This window comes from Nocardioides panzhihuensis, assembly GCF_013408335.1.
In the GTDB taxonomy this organism is placed as follows: domain Bacteria; phylum Actinomycetota; class Actinomycetes; order Propionibacteriales; family Nocardioidaceae; genus Nocardioides; species Nocardioides panzhihuensis.
The window spans coordinates 528,666-553,927 of sequence record NZ_JACBZR010000001.1; the positions used below are offsets into that span (position 1 = coordinate 528,666).

20 protein-coding genes are annotated in these 25,262 nt (G+C 69.4%); 18 read left to right on the forward strand and 2 right to left on the reverse strand.

The features are described from left to right. Nucleotides 1–56: 56 nt before the first annotated feature. Nucleotides 57–5,576 (forward strand): ATP-binding protein, encoded by a 5,520-nt coding sequence (locus tag BJ988_RS02340; protein ID WP_179656502.1) that lies wholly within the window; start codon nt 57–59, stop codon nt 5,574–5,576. Nucleotides 5,577–5,792: 216 nt separating this feature from the next. Here the strand turns inward: BJ988_RS02340 and BJ988_RS02345 are convergent, their stop codons facing one another. Continuing rightward, nucleotides 5,793–6,608 carry a substrate-binding periplasmic protein gene (locus BJ988_RS02345; RefSeq protein ID WP_179656503.1) on the reverse strand — a complete coding sequence of 272 codons (816 nt, stop codon included), beginning with the start codon at nt 6,606–6,608 and terminating at the stop codon, nt 5,793–5,795. A 317-nt stretch (nt 6,609–6,925) separates the two neighbouring features. Here BJ988_RS02345 and BJ988_RS02350 point away from each other — a divergent pair, with 317 nt between their 5' ends. Beyond that, nucleotides 6,926–7,273, forward strand: a complete 348-nt coding sequence (locus BJ988_RS02350; RefSeq protein WP_179656504.1) for a hypothetical protein — start codon at nt 6,926–6,928, stop codon at nt 7,271–7,273. A gap of 128 nt (nt 7,274–7,401) precedes the next feature. On the opposite strand, the gene BJ988_RS02355 is transcribed toward BJ988_RS02350, so the two are convergent. Continuing rightward, on the reverse strand, nt 7,402–8,010 hold the full coding sequence (locus BJ988_RS02355) for a TetR/AcrR family transcriptional regulator C-terminal ligand-binding domain-containing protein (RefSeq protein WP_218860536.1): 609 nt from the start codon (nt 8,008–8,010) through the stop codon (nt 7,402–7,404). 90 nt (nt 8,011–8,100) lie between these two features. Here BJ988_RS02355 and BJ988_RS02360 point away from each other — a divergent pair, with 90 nt between their 5' ends. The 16 genes from BJ988_RS02360 to BJ988_RS02435 all read left to right on the forward strand — a co-directional run bounded on the left by BJ988_RS02360 (nt 8,101) and on the right by BJ988_RS02435 (nt 25,019). Then, nucleotides 8,101–8,697 carry a pyridoxamine 5'-phosphate oxidase family protein gene (locus BJ988_RS02360; RefSeq protein WP_179656506.1) on the forward strand — a complete coding sequence of 199 codons (597 nt, stop codon included), beginning with the start codon at nt 8,101–8,103 and terminating at the stop codon, nt 8,695–8,697. Next, entirely contained in the window at nt 8,687–10,111 is a 1,425-nt protein-coding gene (locus BJ988_RS02365; protein ID WP_179656507.1) for an APC family permease, read from the forward strand. Before BJ988_RS02360 ends, BJ988_RS02365 begins: the two co-directional genes overlap by 11 nt. Before the next feature lie 23 nt (nt 10,112–10,134). After that, nucleotides 10,135–11,418: an alpha/beta fold hydrolase gene (locus BJ988_RS02370; protein WP_218860538.1), complete on the forward strand. Its 1,284-nt coding sequence runs from the start codon at nt 10,135–10,137 to the stop codon at nt 11,416–11,418. Beyond that, entirely contained in the window at nt 11,415–11,855 is a 441-nt protein-coding gene (locus BJ988_RS02375) for a nuclear transport factor 2 family protein (RefSeq protein WP_179656508.1), read from the forward strand. The genes BJ988_RS02370 and BJ988_RS02375 overlap by 4 nt, the downstream gene beginning before the upstream one ends. Then, nucleotides 11,852–12,736, forward strand: coding sequence for an NAD-dependent epimerase/dehydratase family protein (locus tag BJ988_RS02380; RefSeq protein ID WP_179656509.1), 885 nt, complete (start codon nt 11,852–11,854; stop codon nt 12,734–12,736). The genes BJ988_RS02375 and BJ988_RS02380 overlap by 4 nt, the downstream gene beginning before the upstream one ends. After that, nucleotides 12,733–14,535, forward strand: a complete 1,803-nt coding sequence (locus BJ988_RS02385; protein ID WP_179656510.1) for an acyl-CoA dehydrogenase C-terminal domain-containing protein — start codon at nt 12,733–12,735, stop codon at nt 14,533–14,535. The genes BJ988_RS02380 and BJ988_RS02385 overlap by 4 nt, the downstream gene beginning before the upstream one ends. A gap of 61 nt (nt 14,536–14,596) precedes the next feature. Beyond that, on the forward strand, nt 14,597–16,135 hold the full coding sequence (locus BJ988_RS02390; RefSeq protein ID WP_179656511.1) for a class I adenylate-forming enzyme family protein: 1,539 nt from the start codon (nt 14,597–14,599) through the stop codon (nt 16,133–16,135). Further along, a complete protein-coding gene (locus BJ988_RS02395) occupies nt 16,132–17,091 on the forward strand; it encodes an NADP-dependent oxidoreductase (RefSeq protein WP_343051420.1) in 960 nt (319 codons plus the stop codon). Before BJ988_RS02390 ends, BJ988_RS02395 begins: the two co-directional genes overlap by 4 nt. Before the next feature lie 63 nt (nt 17,092–17,154). After that, nucleotides 17,155–17,916, forward strand: a complete 762-nt coding sequence (locus BJ988_RS02400; protein WP_179656512.1) for an SDR family NAD(P)-dependent oxidoreductase — start codon at nt 17,155–17,157, stop codon at nt 17,914–17,916. After that, nucleotides 17,913–18,941, forward strand: coding sequence for a phosphotransferase (locus BJ988_RS02405; RefSeq protein ID WP_179656513.1), 1,029 nt, complete (start codon nt 17,913–17,915; stop codon nt 18,939–18,941). The genes BJ988_RS02400 and BJ988_RS02405 overlap by 4 nt, the downstream gene beginning before the upstream one ends. An 11-nt stretch (nt 18,942–18,952) precedes the next feature. Further along, nucleotides 18,953–20,323: an aspartate aminotransferase family protein gene (locus BJ988_RS02410; RefSeq protein ID WP_218860540.1), complete on the forward strand. Its 1,371-nt coding sequence runs from the start codon at nt 18,953–18,955 to the stop codon at nt 20,321–20,323. Between the two features lie 3 nt (nt 20,324–20,326). Next, nucleotides 20,327–21,088 carry a 5-oxoprolinase subunit PxpA gene (locus BJ988_RS02415; RefSeq protein WP_179656514.1) on the forward strand — a complete coding sequence of 254 codons (762 nt, stop codon included), beginning with the start codon at nt 20,327–20,329 and terminating at the stop codon, nt 21,086–21,088. Beyond that, nucleotides 21,085–21,999: a 5-oxoprolinase subunit B family protein gene (locus BJ988_RS02420; RefSeq protein WP_179656515.1), complete on the forward strand. Its 915-nt coding sequence runs from the start codon at nt 21,085–21,087 to the stop codon at nt 21,997–21,999. The genes BJ988_RS02415 and BJ988_RS02420 overlap by 4 nt, the downstream gene beginning before the upstream one ends. After that, on the forward strand, nt 21,996–22,982 hold the full coding sequence (locus BJ988_RS02425; protein WP_179656516.1) for a 5-oxoprolinase/urea amidolyase family protein: 987 nt from the start codon (nt 21,996–21,998) through the stop codon (nt 22,980–22,982). Before BJ988_RS02420 ends, BJ988_RS02425 begins: the two co-directional genes overlap by 4 nt. A 75-nt stretch (nt 22,983–23,057) precedes the next feature. Continuing rightward, on the forward strand, nt 23,058–23,807 hold the full coding sequence (locus BJ988_RS02430; RefSeq protein WP_179656517.1) for an SDR family NAD(P)-dependent oxidoreductase: 750 nt from the start codon (nt 23,058–23,060) through the stop codon (nt 23,805–23,807). A 33-nt stretch (nt 23,808–23,840) separates the two neighbouring features. After that, entirely contained in the window at nt 23,841–25,019 is a 1,179-nt protein-coding gene (locus tag BJ988_RS02435) for a thiolase family protein (protein ID WP_179656518.1), read from the forward strand. Nucleotides 25,020–25,262: the final 243 nt, after the last annotated feature.

Here is a 25,262-nt window from a genome sequence, read left to right on the forward strand (position 1 = left end):
AAGCCTGTCGGAATCGGTCGGTCACAGGAGCGGTGCCAGATGAAAGGGTCTGCACCGTGCCACAGGTCTCACGAATAGCCATCGTCAACCGCGGTGAAGCCGCGATGCGTCTGATCCATGCCGTACGCGACCTCAACGCGCGGGACACGTCCGTTGGGACGATCCGAACCATCGCGCTGCACACCGACGTCGACGCCGGGGCGGCGTTCGTACGCGAGGCAGACGAGGCCCACCTCCTCGGTGCCGCCGCGGACCGCCCGTACCTCGACCTCGCGGTCCTCGAGCAGGCGCTGATCGCCTCCGAGGCCGACGCCGCCTGGGTCGGCTGGGGCTTCGTCGCCGAGGACCCAGCGTTCGCCGAGCTGTGCGACCGGCTGGGCGTCACCTTCATCGGCCCCAGTGCCGAGGCGATGCGGAAGCTGGGCGACAAGATCGGCTCGAAGCTGATCGCCGAAGAGGTGGGTGTCCCGGTGGCTCCCTGGAGCCGCGGCGGTGTGGACGACCTCGAGTCGGCGCTGGCCAGCGCCGACGAGATCGGCTACCCGCTCATGCTCAAGGCCACCGCCGGCGGCGGCGGGCGTGGCATCCGGAAGGTCACCTCCGGCGACGAGCTCGCCGAGGCCTACCAGCGCACCCGCGACGAGGCCGAGCGCGCCTTCGGCAGCGGCGTGGTGTTCCTCGAGAAGCTGGTCACCGACGCCCGTCACGTCGAGGTCCAGGTGATCGCCGACGGCCAGGGCACCGCCTGGGCCATCGGCGTACGCGACTGCTCCGTGCAGCGGCGTAACCAGAAGGTCATCGAGGAGTCCGCCTCCCCGCTGCTGACAGACGAGCAGGCGGCCGACCTCAAGAAGTCGGCCGAGCGCCTCGCCAACGCTGTCGGCTACGCCGGTGCAGGCACCGTCGAGTTCCTCTACCACCCGGGCGAGAAGACGTTCGCCTTCCTCGAGGTCAACACCCGCCTCCAGGTCGAGCACCCCATCACCGAGATCGTGACCGGCACAGACCTGGTCGCGCTGCAGATCCAGGTGGCCTCCGGCATCCCGCTCACCGGTGACCGCCCGAGCGAGCGGGGCCACGCGGTCGAGGCACGCCTCAACGCAGAGGACCCGGACCGCGACTTCGCGCCCGCTCCTGGCCGGATCCGCCGCCTCGAGTTCCCCGCCGGCCCCGGGATCCGGGTCGACACCGGCGTCGCCGAGGGCGACACCATCCCGGCCGACTTCGACTCGATGATCGCCAAGGTGATCGCCTGGGGCGCCGACCGCGAGCAGGCGCTGGCGCGACTGCGCCGGGCCATGGGCGAGACCACGGTGATCATCGACGGCGGCGCCACCAACAAGAGCTTCATCCTCGACCTGCTCGGCCAGCCCGAGGTCACCACCGGCAGCCCGGCCTGGGCCGACACCGGATGGATCGACCGCGTCCGGGGCGAGGGGCGGCTGCAGGCCGCCCGGCACGCCGGCGTCGCGCTGGTCGCCGCCGCGATCGAGGGGTACGACGAGGCCGAGCGGGCCGAGATCGCCCGGATGCTGCAGACCGCCCAGGGTGGACGGCCGCAGATCCAGCACGACCCGGCCCGCACCATCGAGCTCAAGCTGCGCGGGGCGACGTATCCGCTGACCGTCCGGCAGTCCGGACCCGCCCGTTACCAGGTCACGATCACCGCCGGCGGCGAGCGCCGCACCCTCACCGCCACCCTCGATCGCATCGACGAGGTGCACGGCCGGCTCACCGTCGACGGCCACCGCTACCGGCTGGTGACCGCCACCCACGGCCCAGTCCACCTGGTCGAGGTCGACGACGTGATGCACCGGGTCAGCCGCGACGAGGGCGGCATGGTCCGCGCCCCCGCGCCGGCGCTCGTCGTCTCCACTCCGCTCGCCGTCGGCGACGAGGTGGCCGCAGGTCATCCGGTGCTGGTGCTCGAGTCGATGAAGATGGAGACCGCGCTGACCGCGCCGTTCGCCGGCCGGATCAAGGAGCTCCTGGTCCGGGTCGGGAGCCAGGTCGAGACCGCGGCGCCGCTGCTGCGCCTCGAGCCGACCGCCGAGGCCGGGGGCGAGCAGGCGAGCACCGCCCGCCTGGCCGACCTCGACCTGCCCGCGCCCACCACGGAGCGCGGCCGCAGCAACGGCGAGCTGGCCGACCTGAGCAGCCTGCTGCTCGGCTACGACGTCGAGGAGGATCAGCGTCCGGCGCTGCTCGCCGCCCATCTGGCCTCTCGCTCCTCCGGCACACCCGCGGACACCCTCCGCACGGAGATGGACCTGCTGTCGCTGTTCACCGACTTCGCCGAGCTCAGCCGCAACCGCCCGGCCAGTGGCGAGCCGTCCACCGAGCTGCGTGTGCACAGCTCGCGGGAGTACTTCCACACCTACCTGCGCAGCCTCGATCCCGACCGGGGCGCACTCCCGGACCACTTCCGCGACAAGCTGCAGCGGGTCCTGGCGCACTACGGGGTCACCGACCTCGAACGTACGCCGGAGCTCGAGCGTGCGGTGTTCCGCATCTTCCTCGCCCAGCAGCACCCCTCCGACGTCGACATCGCGATCGGGGTGCTGCAGCGCTGGCTCGGCGACCCGCCGCCGGCGACGGAGGACGCCGCTGCGGTCCGCGCGCTGCTCGAGCGGATCGTGCGTGCCACCCAGCTCCGCTTCGCCGTCGTCGGCGACCTGGCCCGCTCCGTCCGGTTCGGCTGGTTCGACCAGCCGCTGGTCGATGACGAGCGTCGCACGGTGCTGGACGGAGTGCCGGCCGAGGTAGCCGCCCTCACTGACCCGGACGCCCCCGACCGGGCCGCCCGGATCGAGGCGCTGGCGGCTGTTCCCGAGCCGCTGGTCGGCTTCCTCCGGGACCGGCTGGTCGAGGGAGGACTTCCCGAGCGCGAGCCGCTGCTGGAGGTGCTGATCCGGCGTCACTATCGCGACTACCACCTGCACGACCTGACCGTCACCGGCGATCAGAGTGGGCGCCCGGTCGCGCACGCCGAGTACGCCACGGACGAGAAGGGCGCGACCCGGGTGGTGTCCACCATCGGCGACGTGACGGAGCTCGCCCACCCCGACGGCCAGCTCGGCGCCGCCATCACCTCGGCGCTGGCCTCCGACCACGATGACGTCGTCGAGATCTACCTGCGCTGGACCGACGCGCCCGCCGACGCCGATCTCGCCTCGGCCGAGCTCGCCAAGATTCTCGCCGGGCAGGAGTTCGCCCGCCGCGCCCGCCGCGTCTCGATCGCGGTCTGCCATGCCGCGCCACAGCCGATCGACTACTTCACCTACCGCCACCACGCAGACGGCGCGCCTCACACCCCGACCGACGAGCTGGTCGAGGACACCCTGGTCCGGGGCATGCACCCGATGGTCGGTCGCAGGCTCAACCTGTGGCGTCTCAGCGAGTTCAACGTCACCAGGCTCGCCGCGCCCGACGACGTACTGCTCTACGAGTGCGTCGCCCGGGCCAACCCGGCCGACCGCCGGCTCGTCGCGGCCGCCCAGGCCCGCCAGCTCGCGGTGGTCCGCGACGACGAGGGCCGCGTGATCGCGCTGCCGCACGTGGAGCGTGCCGTGGAGAACTGCCTCGAGGCGATCCGCCGCGTACGCACCGCCCGGGGCCGTGAGGGCACCAAGCTCGACGTCAACCACGTGTGGGTGACGGTGTGGCCGGTGGTCGAGGCGGATCTCGACCAGATCACCGCGCTCCAGAGCAAGATCACCCCGCTCAGCGAGGGCACCGGGATCGAGGAGGTGCTCGCCGAGGGCCGGGTGGCTTCGCCGGACGGCGGTGCCCCGACCCCGCTGGCGATCCGCTTCCACGCCAAGCCTGGTGCCGGTGTCGTGGCCGACGTCATCGAGCCGCCCACCGAGCCGCTCGCCCCGCTGGACGAGTACGCCGCCAAGGTGCTGCGCGCCCGACGCCGCGGCCTCGTCTACCCCTATGAGCTCCAGCGCGCCCTGGCAGGGGACGGCACCGTCGTCGAGCACGACCTCGACGCCGACGGCGTGCTCGCACCCGTCGATCGGGCTCCCGGGCTCAACAGCGCCGGCATCATCGTCGCCGTCGTGACCACGCCGAGCTCTCTCTACCCCGACGGCATCACCCGAGTCGTGCTCTGCGGTGACCCGCTGAAGTCGCTCGGCGCGCTCTCGGAGCCTGAGTGCGCCCGGGTGATCGCGGCCATCGACCTCGCCGAGAGGATGGGCGTCCCGCTCGAGTGGTTCGCGGTGTCGGCCGGTGCCCGGATCTCGATGGAGAGCGGCACGGAGAACATGGACTGGGTGGCCGCCGCCCTGCGCCGGATCGTCCAGTTCACCCAGGCCGGCGGCGAGATCAACATCGTCGTCGCCGGGATCAACGTCGGCGCGCAGCCGTACTGGAATGCCGAAGCGACGATGCTGATGCACACCAAGGGGATCCTCGTGATGACCCCGGACAGCGCGATGGTGCTCACCGGCAAGCAGTCGCTCGACTTCTCCGGTGGCGTGTCCGCCGAGGACAACCATGGCATCGGCGGTTACGACCGGGTGATGGGCCCGAACGGGCAGGCGCAGTACTGGGTGCCCGATCTGGCCGGTGCGTTCCGGGTGCTCATGGCGCACTACGAGCACTCCTACGTGGTTCCTGGCGAGACCGCGCCGCGCCGCGCGTCTACGTCCGACCCGATCGACCGCGACGTTTCGTCGTACCCGCATGCGGGTGACTTCGCGTGCGTCGGTGAGATCTTCTCGGCCGAGCACAACCCAGACCGCAAGCGTCCCTTCGACATCCGCACCGTGATGCGGGCGCTGGCCGACGCCGACCACGAGATGCTCGAGCGGTGGGCCGGCATGGCCGACGCCGACACCGCGGTGGTCGTCGACACCCGGATCGGCGGCTATCCGGTCAGCCTGGTTGGCATCGAGTCCAAGCCGGTGCCGCGCGCCGGCTTCCCTCCCACCGACGGTCCCGACACCTACACCGCGGGGACCCTGTTCCCGCGGTCGTCGAAGAAGGTCGCGCGGGCGATCAATGCGGCCTCGGGCAACCGGCCGCTGGTCGTGCTCGCCAACCTGTCCGGCTTCGACGGCTCCCCGGAGTCGATGCGCAACCTGCAGCTCGAGTACGGTGCCGAGATCGGCCGCGCAGTCGTCAACTTCGAGGGCCCGATCGTCTTCTGCGTCATCTCCCGCTACCACGGTGGCGCGTTCGTGGTCTTCTCCAAGCACCTGAACCCGTCGATGACGGTGCTCGCCATCGAGGGTTCGTACGCCTCGGTGCTCGGCGGCGCCCCCGCCGCGGCCGTCGTGTTCGCCGCGGAGGTCTCCAAGCGGGCGGCAGCGGACCCGCGCGTCGCCGCGCTCGAGGAGCGCATCGACCACGCCGAGGACGGTGAACGCGGCGCGCTCGTCGTCGAGCTCGCCGAGCTCCGCGCCCAGCTGCGCTCGGACAAGATCGCCGAGGTCGCCGCCGAGTTCGACGACGTCCACGACATCCACCGCGCCGTCGCGGTTGGCTCTGTGGATGAGGTGATCGCGGCCAGCGATCTGCGGCCCAAGGTGATCGACGTCATCGAGAGGGCGTTGGGCACGGTGTGATCGAGACCGAGGGCCAGGGGTTCGAGTCCCGTCACCTCCTTCGAAAACCTGATCAGGGCCATGTTCTTGACCTCCGCAGAAGGTCAGGAACATGCCCGATCCCATCTATGCCGCACCCTTGGTTCCGGTCTCGGAACCGCTGGCAGTCGACTGGGGCGGACTCGCTGGTCACCCGCTGGGATTCACACGCGAGACGCCGGTATTCACCGGCAGGGTTCAGGAGCCCTTGTCGCGGAACACATCGGAGAGCGGGTCGGCCTCGAAGTAGGCGGCCTTGATCCTCAGCCACTCGCCGTTGAGGACCATGTCCTTCAGAACCTCGTCGATCTGTTCTCTACGCTGGTCACCGGAGCGGATCACGAATCCGATCGGGGCGTCCTTGACCGGGTAGACGATCGGCTCTTGCAGGGCTATGGGGGCGCCGTTGATGATCGACTGAGCGTAAGGAGCTCCATAGAACAACGCGTCCGCCTCCCCTCGCTCGATCAGCTCGATGGCAGTGTCCACGTTGGGGGTCCTGACGATCTCGACGTCGTGGTACTTCTCTTCGAGGTAGGACCCTTGGATGGCGCCGTCCACGACCGCGATCTTCTTCCCGTTGACGTCACGGCGTGTCCGAACGGCCGATCCCTCGGGCGTGAGGAAGGCGACGTACGTCGAGAAGTACGGCGCGCTGAAGTCGAACTCCCGCTCGAGCTCTGACGTCTTCGTGACCTGGGCCCCGATCATGTCGATCTCTCCCGCCCGCAGGGCAGGGAAGAGCTTGTCGAACTCCATCGGCACGAACTCAGGCTCGATGCCCATGCCTTCGGCAACGCTGCGCGCCATCTCGTAGTCGAAGCCCTTGGTCGCGCCGTCGCTCTGGTAGTAGACGGGCTCGATGTTGTCGACACCGATCCGAAGTGTGCTGATGTCGGCCGCGGCGCTCGCCTTGTCGGTGGCAGTTGGTGCGGGGTGCGAGACGTGTCCGCTGAAGACGATTGCGCCTAGGAGGGTCACTGCGCTGGCGATGACCAACTTGATCCGGTTCATGTGGGGTCCTGTTGCTGGGGACGGTGGCGATGACTGGCATGCGGGCCCGAGCGGAGGCATGAGTCAGACAACACGCCCCGTTCGTCATGTGGAGCGTGGCTCGACTAACAAGGCGCAAAAGAGAGGTGAACGCCGGGGGCCGCAGCGGCTGGCTCAAGGAAGATGGTCCGGGTCACGTGCTCGCAAGGCTGGGGGAGTGGCCATCGGTCTGGTGCGGCAAGTCGGCTTAACTCGACGCGCGCCAGTCCACCAGTTCGTACATACCCGCGCCCGCCGTCACGAGTGGCAGGACCGGACGAAGCAGCGGGGGACTGGCCATGAAGAAGGCGGACAGCGGCAGCAATGTCCTCGGCTGGGATCATGCGATCACGCGCGTGTTCGGGCGCCCAGTTGGTGCCTGGTCAATCGACTTGCTTCTGCAACCTCCCGCACCTTTTCGGCCGGAGGCGACCCACCGTGGTGAAGCTCATCCAGTCGGGCGAGATCCCGGCGCACGTCCCCGGAGTGAACCGTCGCAAGCTGCGCTCGCCGACGTCCTGGCGTACCGCCATCTGCTCTACAAGCAGCGTAGCGAGTTCATCGCTGAGTCGTCGGCCGCCTACGAGATCGATGAGGACCTGGTCGACATCGACGACCCCGTCGACGAGGCGCGGAAGAACCGCTAAACCCGGTCGAGTGTCGCAGGCGTCTGCGGCACTCGACCGGTGTTCCGCGCTGTTCTCGATACGTGTGTGCTCGTCCCCAGCGTGCAGCGCGACTTCCTGCTGCAGTTGGCAACAGAGGGCGTTGCAAGTCAGGCTCGCGTGTCCGTCCTGGTGGCTCGTAGGGCGCGTAGGGCTGTATCGGTGACATGGTCGAGGTAGTGCGGCTCTGCTGGTGCCTGCCGTACGACCGTGCGCCAATAGATGAGGGCCGCCACCAGGTCCTGAGCCATCTCCAAGTCGGTGTCCGCTGGGAGGTCGCCTCGGTCGATCGCTCGCGTCAGGAGTGACCGCAGGTGGGCGCGCCGCGGCTTTGCTATCGACACGGCGATGGCTTCCGCGAGCGCGGGCGTCCGGTGAGCCTCGGCGATGAGGTCCGGGATGATCTTCGCGTAGGGCTCCGCGGCGAGCCAGGCTGCCATCGACTCCGCAGCGGCGCGCATGTCCCGGCGCAGGTCACCGGTCTCGACGACGTCGGCCATGGGCACGCTGATGTCAGCGAGGACGGCGAGCACCATCTCCTGCTTGCCGGACCACCGTCGGTAGAGGGCGCTCTTGCTCGTCCCTGCCCGCTTGGCGACCGCCTCCATCGCCAGCCGGCCGTAGCCACGCTCCACGAGCTCTGCAAGGACGGCCGCGACGATGGAGGCCGTGACCTCCGGTTGAAGGACGGCGGCTCCTGATGGCGGATGTGTAGGCACGCGAGCCAGCATAGCCTATGGACGGGACGGTACCGGCCGCTCTATGGTGCATGGACGCGACGTAACCGTACCGTCCCGTCAGGAGGATTGATGACGTCCCTTGCCCCGAATTCCCGCCAGCCAACGGCCGACGGATCACCCGAAGCCCGGTTGGCGCAACTCGACCAGCTGCATCCGCCCCGCCCGCTCTCCCCGTCCGACCGAGAGCAGTTCTTGTCCGAGTCGCATGTCGGCGTGCTAGCGGTCGGCGCGGACCCGGGCCGACCTCCGGCCAGCGTGCCGCTCTGGTACTCCTATGACCCGGGCGGTGACGTCGTGGTCAACACCTCCGTCTCGAGCCGAAAGGCCCGACTCATCCGCGCCGCCGGCGCCGCCACGCTCACGGTGCAGCGCGCGACCCCGCCCTACTGGTACGTCGTCGTCGAATGCCGGGTCGCCAACGTCGTCCACCCATCACCCGTGCCGGTCCGCCGAGCCATCGCTCGCCGTTATCTCAGTCCCGAGGGGGCGGATATTGCGGTCGACCGCTACGACCCCGACGACCAGGTGCTCTTCGTCCTCCGGCCACAGCGCTGGCATACGGCGGACTTCTCGGGCCCATCCCTACCTGCGACAGACCGTTCGCCTGAGCCGGTCAGCCCCGCGCAGCCCAACAAAGAAGAAACCGGAGACTCCCATGACAGATGAAGCCATCTCCGACCCGTGCGAGGTCGCCGATGACCGCCCCCGCCTGCGGGGAGGCACGGTCTCCACGACGGGAATGATCTTTCTGGTGGTGGCGGCCACGGCGCCGCTCACTGCCCTGAGCTCCAACATCTCCATCAGTATCGGTCTCGGCGCAGGCACCGAGACGGTGGGCTACCTCGCGGTCGTGGGTGCTCTCCTGGCCCTCTTTGCGGTCGGCTTCCTGGTGCTGTCCCGCTATGTCGTCGAGCCGAGCGCCTTCGCTGCCTTCGTGACGTTCGGGCTGGGCCGCAGACTTGGCTCCTCGGCAGCGTTCGTCGCTGCTCTCGCCTACGGCCTCGCATCCACTGCGATGGTGGCGGCGACAGGTTACTTCGCCAAGCTGACGCTCGACTCCTATGTCGGCTCCGCCCCGCCCTGGTACGTCCTCTCGGCTGTCGCACTGTGTGTTGTCGCGATCCTGGGCGTCCGTGGCCTCGACATCGCCCAGTGGGTGATGGTGCTGCTGTGCTCGGCCCAGTTCGTCATCGTCATCGCGCTCTTCGTGGCCGTGCTGGTCCAGCGTCCGGCATCCGCGTGGTTGCCCGACGACCTGCTTCCGACCGAGCCGTTCTCCGGCACCGCCGCCCTGACACTGGTCTTCTGCCTGGTCTGCTTCGGTGGCTATGAGGCGACCGCCGTCTACGGCGAGGAGGCGAAGGCGCCACGCCGGAGCATTCGCAGGGCGACCTTCGGGGCATTGGGGCTGCTGTTCGCCATCTTCGCCCTGGGGACCTGGACGCTCAAGGCCGCGCACCAGGACGTGGTCGCACTCGCAACCGCTGACGCCGGCGCACTGGTTCCTGTGACTGCAGAGACCTACCTCGGCCACTGGGCCGGGCCGGTCCTCAGCGTGATGGTGGCCTTCAGCTTTCTCGGGGCGGCCATTGCCCTGCACAACATGGGCAGCCGCTATCTCTTCGCGATGGGACGTTCCGGCCGCCTGCCCGACGTCCTCGCGCGAGTGCATCCCCGCCATGGCACTCCCATGGTCGGCACCGCGATCCTGGTTGCCCTGACTGCCCTCATCCTGGCCGGATTCGCGACATTGGGCGCGGACCCGCTCACCAACCTGTTCCCGGCGGTCTCCGGGATCACGTCCCTCTCGCTGGTGACGCTCATGCTCGGTTGCTGCGTCAGCGTGATCGTCGCGCGAGTGCGCGGCCACGTGACCGAGGGGCCGTGGCAGGCCATCGTCGCGCCCGCCGTCGCCGGTGCCGGCCTGGTCGTCGTCATCGCGGCGATCGCCCGCAACTACGCGACCGTCACGGGCAGTGAGAACCCGGTGGTGGCCTGGATGCCCCTGGTCCCCGTTCTGATCGCCATCTACGGCTGGTTCCACCCGGGACGCGCCGCGCAAGAAGGGTTGAACACGTGACGACGATACGGTACCGTTCCGACGTGACCACTTCGACACCCCTGCTCTTCGCAGACCATCCCCAGTACTGGTTCGAGACCCTGCGCATGCTGGGCCACTCGTCCTATGGCGGCTCGGAGGTCGGTGAGGTCCTGGCGACGTCCGCCGAGATCACTGCGGGCGACCACGACAGCTGGTACGGCGCCTGGCTGCGAACGGCCGATCGCGTCGCCGAGGGTGCTCGCCGCGACGCCGTTCATGGCCGACAGGTGAGCTCGCGCGAGGGCTACCTGCGGGCCGCGAACTACTACCGCAACGCCGACTTCTTCCTGCACGCCAACCCGCACGATCCGCGCGTATTGCATGCCTATCGCCACGGCGTGCAGTGCTTCGAGGCGGCGATCGCCATCACGCGGCCCTTCGAGGATCCCGAGCGGTCGAGCATCACGCCGGTCCAGATCCCCTACGAGGGCAAGACGCTGCGCGGCTACCTCTACCGGGGACCGGCAGGCTCTGACGAGCGGCGCCCGACGATCGTCATGCACAACGGCTTCGACGGCAGCGCGGAGGAGATGCACTACTTCGGCGCGGAGGCGGCAGCCGAGCGAGGCTTCAACGTGCTCACCTTCGACGGTCCGGGACAGCCGGCCGCCGTGCACGACCACGGCCTGGTCTTTCGTCCTGACTGGGAGAACGTCGTGGGGCCGGTCCTCGACTTCCTACTCGACGAACACGGCGACATCGTCGACGCCGAGCGCATCGCGCTCCTCGGAGTGAGTCTGGGCGGGGTGCTGGCCCCGCGCGCCGCTGCCTTCGAGCCACGCATCGCCGCCGTCGTGTGCAACGACGGTGTGTACGACGCCCTCGGAGCGGTCGAGGCGCTCCTCGGTCTGACCCGTGCGGAGATGGAGGAGCGCTGGCATGATCCCGCGTTCAACGCCGAGGTCGAGGCAGCAGCCGCGGAGCAACCCACCCTGCGCTGGGCCCTCGACCACGGGCTGTGGGTCATGGGCGCCGCGGATCCGGCCGAGTTCGTGCGGACGTACGCCCAGTACAACCTGCTCGACGGTGTGGCCGAACGGATCACGTGCCCGGTCCTGGTCTGCGAGGCGGACAACGACCTGTTCTTTGCGGGCGACGACATGGCTCTGCCGCAGCCCCGCCAGCTGATGGCTCGCCTGTCTGCTCCCGCCACCCTGATGACCTTCACCCACGACGAAGGGGCCGATGCGCACTGCCACGTCGGTGCCCAGCGGCTGGCCTCCGGACGCATGTTCGACTGGCTCACCGACACCTTCGCGGGCCTCACGAAGGACTCGGTCCGATGACGTCGCCACAGTCGGCCATCAGCCCTGCGCACGCTGTCCTGCTGCGGTCGATCGAGTTGCTCGCCGCGATGGACCTCGACGGCTACGTCGACCTCTTCGCCGAGGACGCCGTGATCGAGTTCCCCTACGCGCCGGCCGGCCGGCCCCAGCGACTGGACGATCCGGAGGCCGTGCGGGACTACGTGATGGCGATCGGAGCCGCGGTCAGGATCGAGTCGTTCCCGAGTCTCGTCGTGCACCATCTCACCGACCCGCACTCGATCGTCGCCGAGGTCACTCTGCACGGCACGGCGGTCGAGACCGGCGCACCCTACGACGTCCAGTACGTCTGGATCGTCGAGGAGCGCGACGAGCGGATCGTTCTCTTCCGCGACTACTGGAACCCGACCCAGACCACGGCAGCGACCGGACCGTCCGAGGAAGACACCGCACGATGAGCGCGATCGAGACCGTGCTCGTCACGGGCGGCACGGGGCAGACCGGGCGCACTGTCACGGATCTCCTGCACGGACGCGGCGTCGACGTGGTCGTCGCGAGCAGGCAGGCTCCGCAGGACCCGCTTCCCTCCGGGGTCCGGCACACCCGGTTCGACTGGGCCGACGACGCCACCCACGACGAGGCGCTGCGCGGCGGCATCGACAGCATCTACCTGCTGCCGCCACCGCTGGACCCCGATCCGGTCGATGTCGTCGACCGTTTCCTCGGCAGGGCTCGGGCCGCCGGAGTGAGACGGGCAGTGCTGCTCAACTCCTCGGCCTTCCCGCTGTGTGCATCCGGCCTGCACGCCGTACGGCTGACCGTCCAGCAGATGCCGGAATGGTCGGTGCTGCTTGCGTCCGGCTTCATGCAGAACTTCCTCGGCGAGCACCCCACCGCGATCGCCGTCCGCACGCATCATGAGATCGTCGCCGCCGCCGGCGATGGCCGGATGGGATGGATCGACGCGGAGGACGTCGCCGCGGCCGCGGCCGAGCTGTTGACCCGCGCTGACCACAGCAGCCGTGAGCACGTCCTCACCGGGCCGGAGGCGCTGTCCTACGACAGGGTGGCGGTCACCATCGCTGCTGCCTGGGAGCTCCCCGTCCGCTATCGATCGATCAGTCCCACCGAGCGTGGCGCACAGCTCCTCGATGCCGGACTCCCGGCGACATTCGTCGACGCCCTCGTCGGTGCCGACGTGCTGACCGCAAATGGCGCCGAAGACCGCGTGACCGCTGAGATCCCGCAGCTCCTGGGCAGGACCGCCACGTCCTTCGCCCAGTTCGTACGCCGCCACTCACCCAGCCCCGAGCCGACAGATCGGAGGAACGAGCCGTGAAAGACTCCAACGAGCTGCTCTCCCGAGCAGACCTCGACTTCCTGCTCCATGACTGGCTCCGGGTCGGGGACCTCACCGACCGACCGCGCTTCGCGGAGCACTCCAGGTCGACCTTCGACGCGATCCTGGACGTCTGCGCCGACCTCGCCCGGGACCGCTTCGCACCCCACAACCGGCGCAGCGACACCGAGGAGCCGAAGCTCGTCGACGGTCGCGTTCGCCTGAACCCGGACGTCCGGCCCGCGCTCGACGCACTGGCGGAGACCGGACTGCTCAGCGCGACCGCGGATCACCAGCTGGGCGGTCTCCAGCTGCCTCGGGTCGTGCACCTGGCGAGCGCCGCGTGGTTCGCGGCCGCCAACGTGAGCACGTATGGCTACGCGATGCTCACCGTCGCCAACTCGCACCTCATCTGTGCACACGGGTCTGCGGACCAGATCAACAGGTTCGTGCTGCCGATGTTCGAGGGCCGCTTCCACGGCACGATGTGCCTCTCCGAGCCCCAGGCAGGCTCCTCGCTCGCCGACACGATGACCCGCGCACGCCTGGCCGACGACGGGACCTATCGGCTCACGGGGACCAAGATGTGGATCTCCGGTGGGGATCACGAGCTGGGCGAGAACATCGTGCACCTCGTGCTCGCACGCACCGGAGCCGAGACCTCCGGCGTCCGGGGACTGTCGCTGTTCATCGTTCCCAAGTTTCTGGTGGAGGACGACGGCAGTATCGGCGAGCGCAACGACGTGACGCTGGTCGGGCTGAACCACAAGCTGGGATTCCGGGGCACGGTCAACACCGTCCTGAGCTTCGGCGACGGGACCCATCAGCCCGGCGGTGCCGCCGGCGCCATCGGCTACCTGGTCGGCGCGCCCGGCGAAGGACTCGCCCAGATGTTCCACATGATGAACGCCGTCCGTCTCGAGGTCGGTGCCTGCGCCGCAGCTCTCGGGTATACCGCCTACCTCAAGTCATTGGCCTATGCGCGGACGCGGCCACAGGGCCGCACGCCGGGCGCGAAGGACGCGAACCTCCCTCAGGTGCCGCTCGTGGAGCATGCCGACATCCGCCGGATGCTGCTGGCCCAGAAGTCCTACGCCGAGGGGGCGCTCGCGCTGACGCTGTACTGCGCTCGCCTGCTGGACGAGCAGGAGACGGCGCCGGAGCAGCCCGAAAGCGCTCGCGCGGGGCTGTTGCTCGACGTACTCACCCCCATCGCGAAGAGCTGGCCATCGCAGTGGTGCCTGCACGGCACGTCGCTGGCCATCCAGGTCCACGGCGGATACGGCTACACCCGCGACTACGACGTAGAGCAGCACTACCGGGACAGCCGCCTCAACCCGATCCACGAGGGCACGCATGGCATCCATGCCCTCGACCTTCTGGGCCGGAAGACGTCCATGCAGGACGGCGCGGGCATCGAGGCGCTGGACGAGGAGATGCGGCGTACCATCGCGGCCACTTCATCCCTGGGGCCCGAGGTCTCGGCCCACGCAGCCGACCTGGATCGCGCCAGGGCGCGCCTCGTGGAAGTGACGAGGCTGCTCCATGCGCACCCCGATCCGGTCACCAGGCTTGCCAATGCCTCGCTCTATCTGGAGGCCGCCGGGCACATCGTCCTGGCCTGGATCTGGCTCGAGCAGCTCATCGCGCTCGGCGACCGGGACGATGCCTTCGCCCGCGGAAAGCGCTCGACAGCCCACTACTTCCGCTCCTACGAGCTCCCTCGGGTGGCACCTCAGCTCGACCTGCTCGCCTCCCTCGACCGCACGACGGTCGACCTCGACCCGGCGTGGCTCTGACCATGCCCGGTCCAGGTCGACCGCGTTCCACCGCACCCTCACCATCGTCAGGAGAAGGCCCATGCCCACGCTCGGCCAGCTGGTAGCACGACAAGCCCACCGGGCTCCGACAAGAGACGCACTCGTCCACGACGGCCGGCGCATCACTTGGGCAGAGCTCGACAGCGACGTCAACCGTGCCACCGCCGTGCTGCAACGCGGCGGCATGGTCCAAGGGGAACGACTCGGGGTGATGAGCACGAACTGCGACGACCTCGTCGTGGCCCTGTACGCCGCGGCCAAGCTCGGCCTGCTCGTCGTCCCCATCAACCCACGGATGGCCGCGCCGGAGGTCACCTGGCTGCTGGAGGACAGCGGCGCGACGGGGTTCGTGTTCCATCCCCGCCTCGCGGCGACCGCGGACAAGGCGCGAGCGGCCGCCTCCACGCCGCCGCGGTTCCACCTCCCGCTCGGCCCGACCCCGGACCGCCCCCAGGACCTCAGGAGCCTGATGGCGGAGGCCCCGGATCACGAGCCGGGGACAGCGGTCTCGGAGTCGGACGACGCCGAGATCCTCTACACCTCAGGCACCACGGGTCGGCCCAAGGGGGTCCTTCTCGACCACCATCGCGCGATCTGGGCAGGACTCAACGTGACCACGACCGTCGGGATGGCGGACGGCGAGCGGATCCTGCAGGTCGCCCCGCTCTATCACTCCGCAGGCCTCAACCTCTTCCTGCACGGGGGCACGGCGGTCGGAGCCACGCACGTGCTCCTGGAGGCCTTCGATCCGGATGTCGTGCTGGACGTCATGGAGTCCGAGCGGATCACCACCTTCTTCGGCGTCCCCACGATGTACCAGATGCTCCTGGACCGCCCGGACTTCGCCGGCCGGGACCTCTCTGCCTGGCGGCTGGGCATGTTCGGGGCGGCCCCCATGCCGCCGGTCACGATCGAGCGATTGCGGAAGGCTGCCCCCCAGGTGCAGCTCTTCAACCTCTGCGGGCCGACGGAGGCCGGCCCCGGCGGCGTCGGGCTCGGCCCCGAGCACATCGCCGACCGCCCGAGTGCCAACGGATGGCCCATCCTCAACACCGAGGCGAGGGTTGTGGACAGCGAGGGCAACGACGTCGCGCCCGGCAGTACAGGAGAGGTGGTGCTCCGGGGTGAGTCTGTGATGAAGGGCTACTGGAACAACCCCGAGGCGACGGCGGAAGCGCTGCGCAACGGCTGGTTGCACACCGGGGACGTGGCACGCATCGACGACGACGGCTGCATCACACTCGTCGACCGCATGAAGGACATGATCATCACCGGCGGCATGAACGTGTACTCGGTCGAGGTCGAGAACGCCGTGGCCGCCCACCCCAGCGTCGCGGACTGTGCGATCGTCGGGGTGCCCCACCCCGTGTACGGCGAGAGCGTGGTGGCCGTCGTGACGCCCCGCGAGGGGTGCTCGATCACGATCGAGGACCTGCGGTCGCACGTCTCGACGCTCATCGCCGACTACAAGGCCCCGCACCGGCTCGTGCTCGGCGAGGTTCCGCGCAACGCCTCCGGCAAGATCCTCAAGCACGTCCTCCGCGAGCGGATCGGTGGCGAGCAGGGAGCCTTGTCGTGACCGGGAAGAAGACGAAGGAAACGATGCTGGCGGTCACTCAGGAGGTCCTCGGCGGCCCCGGGGTCCTGCACCAGGCCGAGGTCCCCCGGCCGCGAGCCACGCCCAACCAGGTGCTGGTGCGGGTGCTCGCCGCCGGCCTCAACCCGACCGACCTCAAGCACCGGTCGCGCCGGGTCTTCCTCGGCCCCCCACCCTTCGTGCTGGGGTGGGACGTGTCGGGTGTCGTCGAGGAGATCGGCTTCGGCGTCGCCGACTTCCGTCCCGGCGACGAGGTGTTCGGTATGTTGCCTTATCCCTCGGGGCACGGAGCCCATGCGGAGCTCGTGCTCGCCCCGGCTCGCGCACTCGTGCACAAGCCCACCGAGATCGAGCACGTGCAGGCAGGAGCCCTGCCACTTGCGTCGCTCACCTCGTGGCAGGCACTGGTCGAGCGGGCGGGGATCCAGCCCGGGCAGCGGGTGCTCATCCACGGCGCCGCGGGTGGTGTCGGCCACCTCGCCGTGCAGATCGCCCGGGACCGGGGCGCAGTGGTCATCGGCACCGCGAGCGCGTCGAAGCACGACTACCTCCGCGAGATCGGCGCCCACGAGCTCATCGACTACCGCACGATTGCGTTCGACGCCGAGCTGTCGGACGTGGACGTCGTGCTCGACACGGTCGGCGGCGAGGTCGCGACACGCTCACTCACGGTGCTCCGCCCGGGAGGCACGCTCGTGACGATCATGCCCGCCGGACGCGACGTGATCGTGGACGAGGCCCGCGAACGGGGCATCCGGATGGTCGGCATGCTCGCCGACGCGGATCGGGCCGGCATGCAGGCGGTGTCGGACATGGTCCGGCGCGGTGTGCTGCGACCCAGGATCGACCAGGTCTTCGCGATGAGCGCCGCAGACCAGGCTCACACCCTGGCCGAGTCAGGACGCGCCTTCGGCAAGGTCGTGCTCATCCCGGACTGACCTGCTGCTCGCCCGCTCGCGTCACCCACGACCCAGCGCACCAACCGAGAGGAACCACGAACCATGAGTCCCATCCACCCCGCCACCCTCACCGGCAAGGTCGCGGTCGTCACCGGAGCCAGCTCAGGCATCGGCGCCGAGATCGCCCACGAGATGCACCGGGCCGGCGCCGAGGTCCTGCTGGTGGGCCGCAACCAGGAGCGGCTGGCCGCCACCGCATCGAGCGTGGCAACCGACCCCGACCGGATCGATTCCCTGGGCGTGGACCTCACCGAGGAGGCCGCACCTGATGCCGTCGTACGACGTGCGCTGGACCGGTTCGGCCGTCTCGACATCCTGGTCAACGCCGCCGGCGTGTTCACGCCCACACCGTTCCTCGAGACCACCGACCAGATCCTGGACGACCAGTGGGCCACCAACGTGCGGGCGCCGTTCCGGCTCGCGCGCGCTGCCACCGGCCACCTGGGGGAGGGTTCGTCGATCATCTTCGTCTCGTCGATCTGTGGCCACGCCGGATTCCCCAACTCGACGGCCTACTGCGCCACCAAGGGCGCCGTCGAGCTGTTGGTGAAGTCGCTCACCGCCGAGCTGTCTCCGCGCGGGATCCGGGTCAACGCCGTCGCGCCCGGCAACATCCGGACCAGCATCAACGAGCATCTGCTGGCCGACCCCGACTACGAGAAGCAGATGCTCGCGGCCACCCCCGCCGGACGCATCGGAGAGGTCGGCGACATCGCACCCGCAGTCGTCTTCCTCGCCTCCCCGGCGGCGTCCTACATCCACGGGTCGTCCCTGCTGATCGACGGCGGATGGATCGCCAGTTGACCAAGCAGCTGCCGGGAACGTCCGAGCAGGAGCTTCGCAAGTTCCTCCTCGAGCACTACGCGATCGACGCTGCGCTGACGCGGCTGGGCTCCGAGCACGACGAGACCTACCGGGTCTCGCTCGCCGGGGCCGACGACCTGATCGTCAAGGTCTGTGCTCTCGACGAGCCGCGAGAGTTCGTCGAGCTCCAGGTCGCGGTGGTCGATCACCTGGCGCGTTCCTCGACGGTCCCGGTGCCCGTACCGGTGCCGACACCAGGCGGAGCAACCATCACCCGGTGGCAACACCCGGGCGGCCTGCCGGTGCGCCTGGTCCACGTCATGACCTGCCTGCCGGGCATCGCCGTCGCGGAGCAGGTGCTCAGCACGGAGCAGGCCGAGCGGCTGGGCACCGTGCACGGTGAGCTCACTGCGGCGCTCGCCGCCTTCCGGCAGCCGGCCGCGGACCGCAGGATCATGTGGGACCTGTCCTTGGTGGGCGAGCTCGTCGACACCGTCGCGGCCCCGCGGTCGCAGGCCCGGGTGGCCGACCAGGTGGTCAGCCACTTCACGAGATTCGTACGGCCCGTGGCGGAGAAAGGGGATCGGCAGATCGTGCACGGCGACTACAGCGTGCACAACGTGCTGACAGACGCGGCGGCTCCAGGGTTCGTCACCGGTGTCATCGACTTCGGTGACGTGCACGCCGGGCCGGTGCTCTACGACCTCGCGATCGCGGTCTCCAACCTCCTCGACCATCGGCTCGCGGAGCCGTGGTCGCTGGCGTCCGCGCACGTACGAGGCTTCCTCAACGTGCGCGACATACCGCCGGTCCAGCTCCGAGTGCTCGCCGCGGCAGCCGCGGCCCGCTGCGTGCAACGAGCCCTGATCTCGCAGTGGCGAGCGAGCACCGATCCCACCCGGGCTGACTACGTCCACGAGCACTCGCGGCACGACTGGGTCCGCGCCGAGACCGCCATCCAGACCCTCGACACCGCGACCGACCAGTTCCTCGCCGCCGCACCGTCCGACGCCCCCACGAGCTAAGGATCACCACCTTGTCATCACCGCCTCGCGCAGCCGTCAGCTCCGTCGGCATGGTCAACGGCTTCGATGCCACCGACCTGGATGCCCAACCGCGGGACATCGCGTCGATGATCGAGCGACGCAACCGCCTCCTGGGACCCGGGTACCAGCTCTTCTACACCGATCCGATCGAGCTGACCCACGCCGAGGGTGTCCATCTCTACGCGAGCGACGGGACCGAGTACCTCGATGCCTACAACAACGTGGCACAGATCGGCCACTGCCACCCGCGCGTCGTCGAGGCGGTCTCTCGCCAGCTGGCGAACCTGAACACCAACACCCGCTACCTCCAGGAGCCGCTGCTCGACCTGGCGGAGCAGCTGCTCGCTCACTTCCCGCCGGCTCTCGACCGGGTGACATTGACCTGCACCGGGTCGGAGGCGAACGACCTCGCGACACGGATCGCCCACCACCACACGGGTTCCAGCGGGATCATCGTCACCGCGAACGCCTACCACGGCGTCACCAGCAGCGTGGCGGCGTACTCTCCCTCCCTCGGCGCCGGCGAGCGCCCGGGACCGAATGTCCGCACCATCGCGGCACCCAACCCGGCACGGTTCGCGGACGAGGCCGAGCTGATCGCCGCGGTGCGCAGCGACGTGCGCCGGGCCGCCGACGACCTCGTCCGCACCGGCCACGGTGTGAGCGCCTGTCTGATCGACACAGTCCTCTCTTCCGACGGTGTCTTCACCCACCCGACGGGCGTCCTGCGAGCACTTGCGGAGGAGGTCCGCTCCTACGGCGCCGTGATGATCGCCGACGAGGTCCAGGCCGGCTTCGGCCGCACGGGCGACGACTGGTGGGGCTTTGCTCGCCATGGGTTCGTCCCGGACATCGTCACGATGGGCAAGCCGATGGGCAACGGCTACCCGGTCGCCGCGGTGGTCCTCCGTGCCGAGGTGGGTCAGGGCTTCGAGTCGGCAGTCCGCTACTTCAACACCTTCGGCGGCAGCACCGCCGCTGCCGCCGCCGCCCGAGCGGTGATCGGGGTCATCGAGGAGGAGGACCTGATCGAGCGCTCCCGGCTCATGGGCGCCTCTCTCGGCGACGCTCTCCGCGATCTCGCCCGCGACACCGACCTCATCGGAGCGGTCCGTGGCGTCGGGATGTTCTACGGGGTCGAGCTGTCGTCGGAGGGCGGTCCCGTCGGAGGGGCGCGCATGGCGCGCAAGGTCGTCGACCGGATGCGCCGCGCCGGGGTGCTGATCTCGGCGTCCGGCCCCCACGGCAACGTGCTGAAGATCCGACCTCCCCTCACGTTCGAACAGACCCACGTCGACCGCCTCGTCGAGGCCCTCGCCGCGGGCCTCAAAGCGGCCGAACCCTCAACACGAGAGGTCTGAGCGATGGCGACTCCACAGATCGATGTCAATGCCGATGCCGGCGAGAGCTTCGGACGTTGGCCGCTGGGCGACGAGGTCGGCTTGTTCGCGTTCGTCTCGAGCGCCAACATCGCCTGCGGCCACCATGCCGGCGACCCATCCACGATGCGTGCGGCGGTGCAGGCCGCGCGTGGTGCCGGTGTCGCGGTCGGTGCGCACCCCGGCTACGACGACAAGGCCGGCTTCGGCCGCCGCGCCATCGCGATGTCGCTCGCGGAGACCGTCGACTCGGTCGTCTACCAGGTCGGGGCCCTGGCGGCGATCTGTGCGAGCGAGGGCGTCCCGCTCCGGCACGTCAAACCGCACGGGGCGCTGATGGGAGCGATGTGCCGCGACCCCGAGCTTGCGCTGGCGATCGCGACAGGTCTCCGCAGCGCCGGGTTCGACCTGCCCATGATGATGGCACCGACCCCAGCCCTCGACGCCGTCGGTGCGGCGGGCCTCCCAGTCATCCCCGAGAACGCCGTCGACCTCGACTTCGATGACGACGGGATCAACATCATCGAGCCGCGTCCCGCGGCCAAGGACCCCGAACTGGTCGCCGAGACGGCCGTGATGGTGGCATCCGGCCGAGCATCGACCGTGTCGGGACGCAGCATCGCAATGCCGGTGCGCTCGGTGTGCGTCCACGGCGACAGGCCCAACGCCGTAGCCATCGCCGCAGCGGTCACCCGCGCGCTGGCCGCTGCCGGCTTCGAGGTCCGCTCGGTCGAGCCATGGACATGACGCACGCACGAGGAGGTTCGCCGGCCTACACGACGTTTCCCGATGGAAGTCGTGCCAGCTTCGGGGGCGACGAGTACATCTTCGTCGAGCTCGACGAGGCGATGAGCATCGCCGCCGCCCTCCGGGCCCAGTCGATCACGGTGCGCATCACCGACCTGGAGCTGCCGGGCGTTCTCGACATCGCGCCAGCCAACAGCAGCTACCTGATCCGCGTCGACCCGGAGGCCATCGATCCCCGCCGGGCGCTGACCACGATCGCGGACGTCCACGCGGCTGGGCAGACCGCGGCGGCGACGATCTCCACCGAGATCCTCGACGTACCCGTCCTCTACGACGACCCTTGGTCGACCGAGGTCTGCATGCGCTTCCGCGACGGACACCAGTCCGCGACCGAGACCGACCTCCAGTTCACCGCGCGGATCAATGGCTTCGTCTCCGTCGACGAGCTGGTCGAGGCGCACTCGAGCGCGCCGTTCATCGTGACGTTTCCCTGCTTCAAGCCCGGCAACGCGGAGTCGTACCAACTCGTGCCCCGCGAGCGACAGATCCAGGCGCCCAAGTACCTCACGCCGCGCACTGAGACACCGGCCCGCGCCGTTGCCCATGGCGGTGCCTTCACGGTCATCTATCCCTCGAGCGGGGTCGGCGGCTACCAGCTGCTCGGGCGTAGCGCGATCCCGGTGGTCGACCTCAGCCAGACCACGCGCGAGTTCCGCAGGTCGCCCGTACTGACGCCCATCTCGACCCTGCTGCAGTTCCGCCCGGTCGACCGGGCGGAGTACGACGAGGTGCGTCGTCTCGTGGACGCCGACCAGTACGCCGTCCGCCGCGCGCCCGTCGAGTTCTCCCTCTCCGACTTCGATGAGGACCCGGTGGGATACGCGCGCTCGCTCAAGGAGCTGCTGTCGTGATCTCGGTTCTGGCCCCGGGGCCGCACACGACGATTCAGGACAGCGGTCGACCCGGCTACTACGCCATGGGACTTCCACCGTCGGGCGCGCTGGACCAGTACGCGCACGCGTGCGCCAACGTCCTGGTCGGCAACGCCGAATCGGCCGCGACCCTCGAGGCGACCGCGGCCGGACCCACCCTCGGGTTCGATCAGGACGTCCTCGTCGCGGTGACCGGCGCCGACGTCGACGTCACCATCGATGGTCGGCCGGTGGAGACTTGGGCGGCCCACCTGATCCGGGCGAGTCAGCAGCTGACGGTCGGTCTGGCCAGGGCTGGCGCCAGGGCCTACCTCGCCGTGCGCGGCGGCATCGACTGCCCTCTGTTCCTCGGCAGCCGCTCGACCTACACCGCGGCCGCCGTCGGTGGCCTCTCGGGCAGGCCCCTCGTCGCCGGAGACACGCTGCGGGTCGGCCACGAGATCGCCGCCCCGGCGCGACCCGGCGCACGCATCGACTCCCGGCTCCGTGGTCGTACCGGGGGCGAGGTGACGGTCCGGGTCGTCCCAGGGCTGTGCAACTACCGGTTCGCAGCCGAGTCGATGGAGCGGTTCTTCGGCGGCACCTACACGATGACGGCACGCGCCGACCGGATCGGTTGCCGCCTCGACGGCCCGAGCCTGACCTACGTGGAGCGCGACCAGCCGTTTGGCGCAGGCGACGACCCGAGCAACGTCGTCGACCTGGGCTACCCCGTCGGGTCGATACAGGTCCCCAGCGGGGTGGAGCCGATCTGCCTGCTCCGGGACGCTGTCACCGGCGGTGGCTACGCGACCCTCGGCACGGTGATCAGCGCCGACCTCGACCTGCTCGCGCAAGCGCGAGCTCCTGACACCGTGCGATTCGAGCCGGTGTCGATCGACGATGCCCTGGCCGCCAGAGCTGCGTCCCGGTCCCGACTGCGCGAGGTGCGCACCAACCTCAACCTCCTCAGTCTGTTCTGATCCGAGTCCGGCACTTCGTCCTCCTTCGCAGTCTGGGCTGCGAAGGACCCATGAACAACCACGGAAGTGAGAAACATGCAGATCGACAACGTCGCCGCCATCGTCACCGGCGCGGCATCCGGGCTCGGTAACGCGACGGCCGCGGCGCTCGCGGCCAAGGGGGCCCGCGTCTTCGGGCTCGACCTCGACATCGCCACCGCTCCCGAGATCGACGGCGTCGCCTACATCAAGGCTGACGTCACCAGCGAGTCCCAAGTACGTGCTGCAGTCGCGCATGCCGCCGAGCAGCGGCCGCTGCGAGTGGTCATCAACTGCGCCGGCATCGGCACACCTGCCCGCATCCTGGGCAAGGCAGGCGTCCACGACCTGGCCCTCTACGCCAAGATCGTCCAAGTCAACCTGATCGGGACCTTCACCGTGCTCGCGATCGCCGCCGAGGCGATGGCGAGCACCAAACCGCTCGACCACGCCCAACGCGGTGTCATCGTCAACACTGCATCGGTCGCGGCCTTCGAAGGGCAGATCGGACAGGCGGCCTACTCGTCCGCTAAAGGCGGGGTGGTCGGCCTCACCCTCCCTGCCGCCCGCGATCTCGCCCAGCACGGCATACGCGTGAACACCATTGCCCCAGGAATCGTGGAGACTCCCATGCTCGCCTCCCTCAGCGAGAAGGTCCGAGAGAGCCTAGCCGCGGATGTGCCATTCCCCAAGCGCCTCGGACGACCGTCCGACTATGCCGACCTCGTCGCGTTCATCATCGATCACGACTACCTCAACGGCGAGATCATCCGCATGGACGGAGCCTTGCGCCTAGCCCCTCGTTGATCCCCGGCTCCCACCAGAAAAGAAGGCACCAGCATGCACTCAGCCGTCATCGTCGACATCGTCCGGACCGCCTCCGGAAAGGGAAAACCAGGCGGTGCCCTGTCCGGGCTCCACCCCGTCGGCCTACTCGCGACCCTGCTCACCTCGCTCGCCGACCGCAACGACCTCGATCCGGCCGTGGTCGACGACGTCATCGCCGGCTGCGTCACTCAGGCAGGCGACCAGGCTCTCAACATCGCCCGCAACGCCGTCCTGGCCGCAGGCTTCCCGATCGAGGTGCCCGGCACCAGCATCGACCGGCAGTGCGGTTCCTCGCAGCAGGCCGCACATTTCGCCGCCCAAGGCGTGATCGCGGGCGCGTACGACGTCGTGATCGCAAGCGGCGTCGAGTCGATGAGTCGCGCGCCGATGTTCTCCTCAGCTCGAGGCGGCCACCCGACGGCACCCCTCGGCGACCGATTCCCGTCCCTGCCCACACAAGGCATCGGCGCGGAACGGATCGCCGCCCAGTGGAAGCTAGACCGCGAGGCTCTCGACGCATTCTCCGCCGAGTCGCACCGCCGCGCCGCGACGGCGGCCACCGGCGGAGACTTCAGCCACGAGATCGTCCCCATCACGCTCCCCGACGGGAGCGTCCACACCGAGGACGAGACCATACGGGCCACGACGTCCACCCAGGGGCTGGCCGGCCTACAGCCATCGTTCTACGACGACGAATTGGCCAGTCGGTACCCAGAGGTCGGATGGCGCATCACTCCCGGAAACTCCTCCCCGCTGACCGACGGCGCAAGCGCAGCGCTGATCATGAGCGAACAGAAGGCCAGCCAGCTCGGGTTGACCCCGCGCGCCCGGTTCCACAGCTTCGCTGTCGTGGGATCAGATCCGGAGATCATGCTGACCGGCCCGCTCCCGGCGACGCACAAGATCCTCAGAAAGGCCGGACTCACCATCGACGACATCGACGCCTACGAAGTCAACGAGGCGTTCGCACCGGTGCCGCTCGCCTGGGCGGCAGAGTTCGGTGCCGACCCCACCAAGCTCAACCCCCGCGGGGGCGCAATCGCGCTCGGCCACCCCCTCGGCGGCTCCGGGACCCGGCTGATGGCGACCATGGTCAACTACCTCGAGGCCACCGGCGGGCGGTACGGCCTTCAGACCATGTGCGAAGGCGGCGGCATGGCCAACGCCACCATCATCGAACGCCTCGGCTGAGGCCGCACCAGACGGCGAGCTGGGCGCGGGTCAGATGGCGATGCCGGTCGGGCCTGACTGACCAACGTGTGTGGACGTCACAGCTAGCCGTCGCCTGCTGGTGACCGGATCATCACCCGGTAGCGCTGGGCAAGCAGCGTCGGCTTCTTGCGGGGTGGCATCCGCATCCCTCCTAGGGTGGGGGTGGGTCCGGTGCGGGCCTGTCCAGATCTGCTTCGCGTATCGCCCTCGTACTGCGAGCCT

What these genes read in the sequence shown, in the direction of transcription:
- BJ988_RS02360 (WP_179656506.1), top strand. Translation starts at nt 8,101, where the DNA reads ATGACGTCCCTTGCCCCGAATTCCCGCCAGCCAACGGCCGACGGATCA.
- BJ988_RS02430 (WP_179656517.1), top strand. Translation starts at nt 23,058, where the DNA reads ATGCAGATCGACAACGTCGCCGCCATCGTCACCGGCGCGGCATCCGGG.
- BJ988_RS02390 (WP_179656511.1), top strand. Translation starts at nt 14,597, where the DNA reads ATGCCCACGCTCGGCCAGCTGGTAGCACGACAAGCCCACCGGGCTCCG.
- BJ988_RS02380 (WP_179656509.1), top strand. Translation starts at nt 11,852, where the DNA reads ATGAGCGCGATCGAGACCGTGCTCGTCACGGGCGGCACGGGGCAGACC.
- BJ988_RS02415 (WP_179656514.1), top strand. Translation starts at nt 20,327, where the DNA reads ATGGCGACTCCACAGATCGATGTCAATGCCGATGCCGGCGAGAGCTTC.
- BJ988_RS02365 (WP_179656507.1), top strand. Translation starts at nt 8,687, where the DNA reads ATGACAGATGAAGCCATCTCCGACCCGTGCGAGGTCGCCGATGACCGC.
- BJ988_RS02400 (WP_179656512.1), top strand. Translation starts at nt 17,155, where the DNA reads ATGAGTCCCATCCACCCCGCCACCCTCACCGGCAAGGTCGCGGTCGTC.
- BJ988_RS02435 (WP_179656518.1), top strand. Translation starts at nt 23,841, where the DNA reads ATGCACTCAGCCGTCATCGTCGACATCGTCCGGACCGCCTCCGGAAAG.
- BJ988_RS02345 (WP_179656503.1), bottom strand. Translation starts at nt 6,608, where the DNA reads ATGAACCGGATCAAGTTGGTCATCGCCAGCGCAGTGACCCTCCTAGGC.
- BJ988_RS02375 (WP_179656508.1), top strand. Translation starts at nt 11,415, where the DNA reads ATGACGTCGCCACAGTCGGCCATCAGCCCTGCGCACGCTGTCCTGCTG.
- BJ988_RS02420 (WP_179656515.1), top strand. Translation starts at nt 21,085, where the DNA reads ATGACGCACGCACGAGGAGGTTCGCCGGCCTACACGACGTTTCCCGAT.
- BJ988_RS02350 (WP_179656504.1), top strand. Translation starts at nt 6,926, where the DNA reads ATGAAGAAGGCGGACAGCGGCAGCAATGTCCTCGGCTGGGATCATGCG.